General features: G+C 35.2%; 8 protein-coding genes. 6 read left to right on the top strand and 2 right to left on the bottom strand.

The features are described 5' to 3' along the window. Positions 1-17 precede the first annotated feature (17 nt). Both kdsA and eno read left to right on the top strand, forming a co-directional pair. Positions 18-875: a 3-deoxy-8-phosphooctulonate synthase gene (gene kdsA, locus HMPREF0013_RS06155; protein WP_002121042.1), complete on the top strand. Its 858-nt coding sequence runs from the start codon at positions 18-20 to the stop codon at positions 873-875. Positions 876-938: 63 nt separating this feature from the next. After that, a complete protein-coding gene (gene eno / locus HMPREF0013_RS06160; protein ID WP_002121066.1) occupies positions 939-2,228 on the top strand; it encodes a phosphopyruvate hydratase in 1,290 nt (429 codons plus the stop codon). 84 nt (positions 2,229-2,312) lie between these two features. On the opposite strand, the gene HMPREF0013_RS06165 is transcribed toward eno, so the two are convergent. Next, entirely contained in the window at positions 2,313-2,990 is a 678-nt protein-coding gene (locus tag HMPREF0013_RS06165) for a DUF421 domain-containing protein (protein WP_002121037.1), read from the bottom strand. A gap of 407 nt (positions 2,991-3,397) precedes the next feature. Next, the gene (locus tag HMPREF0013_RS06170) at positions 3,398-4,078 is read right to left on the bottom strand and encodes a hypothetical protein (protein WP_002121071.1); all 681 of its coding nucleotides are present in this window, start codon (positions 4,076-4,078) and stop codon (positions 3,398-3,400) included. A gap of 374 nt (positions 4,079-4,452) precedes the next feature. Between HMPREF0013_RS06170 and HMPREF0013_RS06175 the strand changes: the two genes are divergently transcribed. The 4 genes from HMPREF0013_RS06175 to HMPREF0013_RS24260 form a co-directional block, all read left to right on the top strand. After that, a complete protein-coding gene (locus HMPREF0013_RS06175; RefSeq protein ID WP_002121081.1) occupies positions 4,453-6,636 on the top strand; it encodes a TonB-dependent siderophore receptor in 2,184 nt (727 codons plus the stop codon). Between the two features lie 277 nt (positions 6,637-6,913). Continuing rightward, positions 6,914-7,303 (top strand): cell division protein FtsB, encoded by a 390-nt coding sequence (gene ftsB, locus HMPREF0013_RS06180; protein ID WP_005069056.1) that lies wholly within the window; start codon positions 6,914-6,916, stop codon positions 7,301-7,303. Next, positions 7,269-7,985, top strand: a complete 717-nt coding sequence (gene ispD / locus HMPREF0013_RS06185) for a 2-C-methyl-D-erythritol 4-phosphate cytidylyltransferase (protein WP_005802095.1) — start codon at positions 7,269-7,271, stop codon at positions 7,983-7,985. Before ftsB ends, ispD begins: the two co-directional genes overlap by 35 nt. A gap of 348 nt (positions 7,986-8,333) precedes the next feature. Continuing rightward, positions 8,334-8,473, top strand: a 140-nt coding sequence (locus HMPREF0013_RS24260) for a CoA-transferase (protein ID WP_005802096.1), incomplete at its 3' end; no start/stop codon positions are given.

Consider the following 8,473-nt stretch of genomic DNA (forward strand, 5'->3'; position numbering starts at 1 on the left):
AAACTGGGAAAGTTTAAATGTCACAATTAAAACCACAAGAAGTTGTACGTTTAGGCGATATACAAATGGCAAATCATTTGCCATTTGTATTATTTGGCGGAATGAACGTACTTGAATCAAAAGATTTAGCTTTTGAAATTGCAGAAACCTATGTTGATATTTGCAAACGCTTAGATATTCCTTATGTATTTAAAGCGAGTTTCGATAAAGCAAATCGTTCTAGTCTGCATTCATTCCGTGGTCCTGGACTTGAAAAAGGTATCGAATGGTTAGGTGATATTAAAAAACATTTTAATGTTCCTATCATTACTGATGTGCACGAGCCATATCAGGCTGCACCAGTTGCAGAAGTAGCCGATATTATTCAATTACCCGCTTTCTTAAGTCGTCAGACTGATCTTGTCGAGGCGATGGCGAAAACACAGGCTATTATTAATATTAAGAAAGCCCAGTTTTTAGCACCTCATGAAATGCGCCATATCCTGCACAAATGTTTAGAAGCAGGAAACGACAAACTTATTCTTTGTGAACGTGGTTCAGCATTTGGTTATAACAATCTTGTTGTAGATATGCTTGGCTTTGACACAATGAAAGAAATGAATGTGCCAGTTTTCTTTGACGTGACACATGCATTACAAACCCCTGGTGGTCGTTCTGACTCAGCAGGTGGTCGTCGTGCTCAAATTACAACTTTAGCACGCGCTGGAATGGCAACTGGTTTGGCTGGATTGTTCTTGGAAGGACACCCAGACCCAGAACATGCAAAATGTGATGGACCTTGTGCATTACGTATGTCGCAACTTGAACCGTTCTTGGCACAAATCAAAGAATTGGATACTTTAGTTAAAGGATTCAAAAAGTTAGACACCCATTGAGTTGTTTTATAACCCTTACGCTGCTTTAACCGCAGCTCATATTCATTCAAAGAGGAATTGTTCATGAGCCAAATCGTTGACATTCGTGCACGTGAAATTTTGGACTCTCGTGGTAACCCAACCATCGAAGCAGACGTAATTTTAGAATCTGGGGTTGTTGGTCGTGCATGTGCACCATCTGGTGCTTCAACTGGTTCTCGTGAAGCTTTAGAACTACGTGACGGTGATAAATCGCGTTACTTAGGTAAAGGCGTTCGTACAGCAGTTAATAACGTTAATACGTTGATTCGTGATGCTTTGTTGGGTAAATCAGTTTTTGAGCAAAAAGACATTGATAATACAATGATCGCGCTTGACGGTACTGAAAACAAAGAGAAATTAGGTGCTAACGCAACTTTAGCTGTGTCATTGGCTGCTGCGCGCGCTGCTGCTGAAGAAAAGAAACTTCCTCTTTTCCAATACATCGCAGATCTTCGTGGTCAAACAATTTTGACAATGCCTGTACCGATGATGAACATCTTAAATGGTGGTGAGCATGCGGACAACACTGTTGATATTCAAGAGTTCATGATTGAGCCTGTAGGTTTCACTTCATTTGCTGAAGCTTTACGTGCTGGTGCTGAAGTATTCCATTCTTTAAAATCAGTTTTAAAGAAACAAGGTTTGAATACTGCGGTGGGTGATGAAGGTGGTTTTGCTCCTAACTTACGTTCTAACGAAGAAGCAATTCAAATCATTTTACAAGCAATTGAATTGACTGGTTACAAAGCTGGTTCAGACATGATGCTTGCACTTGACTGCGCATCTTCAGAATTCTACAAAAACGGTCAATACGTTTTAGAAGGTGAAGGTAACCGTGCATTTACAAGCCATCAGTTTGCAGATTATTTAGCTGGTCTTGTAAATCAATATCCAATTATCTCAATCGAAGATGGTCTTGATGAGTCTGATTGGGAAGGCTGGAGCTACTTGACTTCAATCCTTGGTGATAAAATCCAATTGGTTGGTGATGACTTGTTCGTAACTAATCCTAAGATTTTACAACGTGGTATTGATGAAAAAGTTGGTAACTCAATCTTAATCAAATACAACCAGATCGGTACTTTGACTGAAACTTTAGATGCAATCTATCTTGCTAAAGCAAATGGTTATTCGACTGTTATTTCTCACCGTTCTGGTGAAACAGAAGATTCTACTATTGCTGACTTAGCAGTAGGTACAGCTGCTGGTCAAATCAAGACTGGTTCACTTTGCCGTTCTGACCGTGTGTCTAAGTACAACCAATTACTTCGTATTGAAGAATTGACTAAAGCTGCTTACCGCGGTAAAGCTGAATTTAAAGGTTTAAACTAATCTTTAAATAAAAAGTTAAAATTAATTTTTTAACATTTGAAGGTGCTATTTTCTGTTTTTAATAGGAAATAGCACCTTTATTTATTATCCTAATCGGCGTGTTTTTAAAGACTCAGCCCAACTGTGATGTTTACAGCGGGTACATTCTTGATCGATCTTATTTAAAATTTTTGTTTCACCACATTTCATACATGAATAAAAAGTATTAAGTTTCAGTACATCGGCTTTAATGTAGGCATCAGGGAATAGTGGCAAGCCCCATTTTACATCTTCATCCTCAAAATAAAGCAGACTGAGAATACCGTCCGACTCCAACAAGGCTGTTCTTACTTGTCCAAGGTGCTCAACATTTTGTTGACGCATTTCTGAGAAAAACTCATCATGCGAATATGATTGTTTTTGGAAATCTTTGTAGACTACAAGGCCATCCTTAACAATACAAAGCGCTTTTCCTTCTAGTAAATCTTCAATTTTTTTATGCTTTACCATACTCCATGTAGCAAAGCGATAAAGAAAAAGAATAACAACAAACGCGACGAAGGCATGGGCAATAGGTAAGTCTTCGGTAAACATCGGGTCACCGGCGGCTGAACCTAAACATAAAATAATGGCGAGTTCAAAAAGGGAGAGCTGACGTATACCTCGTTTACCGGATAATCTTAAAAAACTAATAATGATGATGAACATTACGGTACATCGAACCAAAATTTCTAAAACAAATTTCCAAGTCGTGTCACCAATGAAAATATTAAAAAAATCCATTTTTTTTCTCCTTATTAAAATAGTTAGAAGAGATCCTTATAAATTCTTAACAAAGTAAAAAATAAAAAAATATACTTTTTAGGTAGTTATTGGTTAAAAGCTCGAAATATATGTGACTTTTTATAAATTTATTTCAAATAATTCTTTATGAAGGAGTTTACTGTTGATAGCGTGACCAAGCTGATTTATTGCAAAGTAGATCTATTAAAAAGTACTTTTACTTTATATGAGCTTGTATTTACATGAGAGATAAAAAATATAAAAGATATACTTTGTGGGTGGTTTCTTATTATTAAATAAATTCTCCTTAAGAAAGATATGACTATGACTATGACTATGACTATGACTATGACTATGACTATGAATATGATTAATAATCAAAAATTTATTATATTTAATAAGATAGTTTAACGACAATTAGAGGTATAGGGGATGGCATCTAAACGTTTTTGAAAAGCATGAGGATCCATAATATTTTTATACATTTGCTGATATGTTTTTTTGTGATCTTCAATATTATGATAGTCAATAATTTCTTGGAGTTTGTCTTTGTATTCTATATGGCCAGCATTGAACATCGCTGCATAGTATCCCCATAAAGCATATTGATATCTTAAAGCAGCTTTTGGGATCAAATTTATCTCGGTTAAATAACTATTAGCAGTTTTTTCATAGCATTCTTTTATTTGATAAGGGTCTCTTTTCATTTTGCTTAAAAAAATACATTGCATCTCTTGTAGCTTTGAACTATCTGTTTTAGCTAGTATTTTTTCGGTAACACTATATGCTTCATTAAGACAACCTAAATGTACAAGTATTTTGCGTTTAGTTTTTAAAATATTTAGGTTGTTCTCGTTAGAAGGTATCTTTTTCAATAATTTTTTAAATCTTAAGTGAGCAGTTGTTTGGTCTTGTTCTGTATTTAATTTGCAAATAATTTCATTATATTCATATATATAAGTATTAATTTTTTCATGTTGCTTATGGTTATCCTTCATATTAATTATTTTTGAAGGACTATCATCAGTATGGTTATTACAAGCGCTCAAACCTAAGCTTACTAAAGAAAATGCTAAAACTTTATGCACTACAACTTGTACCTTTTATTCTCTCTTAAGAGGTTTGAGAAGAATAATAAAATATAAAAGAAAATACTGTTTAGTTTGTTATTTTTTGAGTTAATCATAAAACTATTGCATGACATTTTATTGGCTAATTGAAAGAGCAATAAATTTAAAAGATGTGATGACCAAACAAGGTTTGAAGAGAGTGAAAATATATAAGTGATTAGAACCATTGATAATTTAATTTAAACAAATAGCAATAATTATTAATATATTGTTGATAACAATTATCATTCATGTTAATTTTTGTGCCGACTTTTGCTGCTGTGTAACAAGGACCAAAGTAGCAAAAGGCTAAGGAATCTCGCACAGCACATTGGTTATTATGGAATTTTCTTATGTACACTCCGCCCTTTAGAAAAGCGTTTACATCTTATCCCTTAGCACTTGCTATGGCTTTAATTGCTCCTTCAATTGTTTATGCAGATGAGACAAATGGAACAGCCACTTTAGAAACGATAAAAGTGCAAGCAGAAGAAGATTCCGCTGTTACCGAAGGTTCGGGCAGCTATACAGCAAAAAGCACAAATACTTCTACAAAATTAAATTTATCTCTTCGTGAAACACCACAGTCGGTGAAGGTTTTAACCCGTGAATATTTAGATGATCGGAAAATCGATTCTTTTCAAGATTTAATGAACAATATTACGGGTGTTTCGACGTCACGTACTGATGAGCGTCAGAAAGTTTATGCGCGTGGTTTTGAGGTAGATTATTACTTAATAGATGGAATACCGAGCACGATTAATTTAGGTACAGGGGACCTTGATTTAGATATTTATGATCGCGTCGAGGTGGTGAAAGGTGCTAATGGCCTAACCACAGGTGCGGGAAATCCAGCGATGGCGCTGAACATGATTCGTAAACATGCAAACTCAAAAGAACTTAGTGGTAATGTCAGTACATCATTAGGCTCATGGAACTCTTGGAGTAGTTCGGCAGATATTTCTGCACCGCTTAATGCTGATGGTTCATTGCGTGGACGTATGTTTGTGAAGCATTCTGATGAAAATTCATTTATGGATTTTTATGAGAAAGAACGGAATGTATTTTATGGTGCCCTTGATTATGATCTGAGCGATAAAACAAGTATGTCGCTTGGAGCTACATATCAAGAATTGCATCGTGATGGTATCCGCTGGGGTGGTACACCAGCTTTTTATACTGATGGGACCCGTACCAATTTTTCTAGAAGCTTAACAGTAAGTGCGCCTTGGACATATTGGGATGTGAATACAACGGCAGTGTTTGCGAACTTAAAACAGAATTTATTTAATGACGTTAATTTAAATGTTGCTTATACCTTCCGCAAAGAAGATACGGACTCTATGTTGCTATATACAGCTGGAAAAGTAGATAAGGCAACTAACACCAGTCCACTAAAAAATATAGATGATAATAAAAAGGATAATGTTTCTGTATATGGAGCCAAAGCTGCCAGTGAAGAAAACAATATTGATGTTTTTATTAATGCCCCATTTACGCTTTTTAATCGTCCACAAGAAATCATTATTGGCGGATCTTGGAATAAGAATGAAAAGACCAAAGATCTTTTTGGTGGATCTAACAAAAACCAAGACATTGAAAAATATTTAGGTGGTCCGCTTAACTATAATGATATAGCTCAAGAGTTGCTTCAGCCTGTTGTTTTAAACGGCAAAAATGCACTCAATGAAACCACACAAACTGCTGCATATATTGCGGGTAAATTTCAAATTCTCGATCCTTTGAAAATTATTGCTGGTGCACGTTTATCTAACTGGGAATACAAGTCTGAAAATGATAAAGGTAACCGTGAATTTAACAATGAATTAGCACCATATATTGGCGCTATTTATGATTTTGCCCAAGATCATTCTGTCTATGCGAGTTATACAGAAATTTTCAAACCTCAAGATCGTAAAGATGTAAATGATCAATATATTGACCCGATTAAAGGTAAGAGTTATGAGACTGGCTTAAAAAGTGAGTGGTTTGGAGGGCGTTTAAATACAGCATTGTCAGTATTTCGAATAGAACAGTCTAATTTTGCTGAATTGATACCTGGAGTATTTATTGTCCGTAATGGTACACAAACTACAGAACAGGCCTATCGCGCTGTAGATGGGGTTGAAAGTAAAGGCTTTGAGTTTGAAGCTGATGGGGAAATTAACGATAATTGGGGTATTAACTTTGGTATTGCTAATTTTGAAGCAAAAGATGCAAAGGGTACGAAGGTTAATACGACAAACTCTCGAACAACTTCAAATTTATTTGTTAAGTACAAACTTAATCAGTGGAGTGCAGGGCTTGGCTTAAATTATAAGAGTAAATACTATACGGGTAGTGGAAGCTCTCGTATTGAGCAAGATGCTTATGTTTTAGCAAGTGCGATGCTTGGCTATCAATTAGATAAAAATATCAAACTTCAATTTAACGTCGATAATATTTTTGATGAGAAATATTATGAAGGTATTGGTGAAAACTCAATGAACTGGGGAACACCACGAAATGCAACGCTGAGTGTTCGTTATAATTTTTGATATAGACATACTCACATAAGTAACCGATTTATAAAAGCCCTCAAAAGAGGGCTTTTTTGTGCGTAGATTGATTTATAAGCAGTTGTACTTATAAATATTATTTCCCTTTCAAATTCCATTCATTTTTGACAAAATGAAACATGTCACAATGGTCAATTAAAGTAATATGCCCATTAATAATTTTGCTTAAATTTTTGCAGGAATTTCGCATGCTACTTCTTAATTACTATACAATACAATCTCTTAACGAAAGTTTTTAATTAAAAATCTTAATGATATGTTAGAAGTATTTCGATCCACTTCAAGCAAACTGATATTGCTACTGGTTATTGTTTTAGTAGCCATACTGCAATATCAATTTTGGTTAGGTGAGGGTGGCTATCTCCCTCATCAAGCTCTCATGCAACAAATTCAGCAACAAGCTGAAGTAAATGAAGAGCTTAAAGAACGAAACCGTATTTTGGCAGCAGAGGTTTTTGACCTGAAAAATGGTACAGAAGCAATAGAAGAACATGCTCGTCTTGATCTTGGTTTAGTTAAACCACATGAGACATTTGTTCAAATGAGTACAATTAGTACCCATTACAAGCCTATTTATATTGACCCGAACGCTAAAGTTGATTTGGAAACGAATGAGACACCTGCATCCCCAGATATCCCAGACTAAATTATGGGCAGTGATTCCAGCTGCAGGGTCAGGAAGTCGATTTTCTAAAACTGAATTGAAACAGTATCAATATATTCAGAATACGACTGTTTTAGAACATACTGTTCGGCGCATAAGTCAACTTCCATTAAATGGTTATGTTCTGGCAATTGGTACCCAAGATACCTTTGCTCAGACCCTCGCATTTCAAGATATAGATAAAGCCCATTTTTGTATGGGTGGGGTGGAACGAGTCCATTCAGTATTAAACGCATTAAATCATCTTTTAACTTTTGCTGATGAAAATGATTGGGTGCTTGTGCATGATGCAGCACGACCTTGTGTAACAATTGAATGTTTAAATGCACTTGTTGCAAATGCAATTGAATCAAATGAGAGTGCTATCTTAGCGATTCCTGTTCGTGACACGTTAAAGCAGGTTGAAGTAAATAATCATATTAATAAAACAGTAAGCCGTGATTTCTTATGGCAAGCGCAAACCCCTCAAATTACGAAAATCGGTAAACTCAAAAAAGCAATTGAATACGCTTTAGAAAATAATATTGCTATTACCGATGAGGCAAGTGCACTTGAATATATGGGTGAAACTGTGCAGGTTGTAATGGGGCGTTCTGATAATATTAAAATTACCTATCCAGATGATTTAGAGCTTGCACGTTTAATTTTACAATCACAGTCTTAAGATAAAAATTGAATAATAGGTTGTAGTTTTAATTGTAAAATAGCCTAAGTAAATATTTCATTTCTACATATCTATTTATAAGAATTAATGTTTTTTTACATCCCAAGTCTATAAGATTAGTTGAGTAATTTACTTAGATAATGTTCGATCATCGAACAAAATATATTTATACCGAACAAAACTGTATCTAGCTTACTAGATCAAAATACGAAAATTATCAAAAATGTTTAAAAGGGAAATCTAAGGGAAACACTCGGGATTGAGTGAAATATTTATCTATTCTTCTCGCCTCAGTGTGCCTAACTCTCTTATCTCTCTCTTCTTCAATGAGCACAATGGAGTTGTCTAATGATTGACAAAAGTAAGTCCTCACTAAGCGAGGTTCTATCGCAGATTAAAGATGGTGCAACCATTCTGATTGGTGGTTTCGGTACCGCAGGACAACCCGCTGAACTCATTGATGGCCTTATTGAACTCGGTGTTAAAGG

Origin of the sequence: Acinetobacter sp. SH024, assembly GCF_000163635.1 — a bacterium.
GTDB lineage: Bacteria > Pseudomonadota > Gammaproteobacteria > Pseudomonadales > Moraxellaceae > Acinetobacter > Acinetobacter pittii.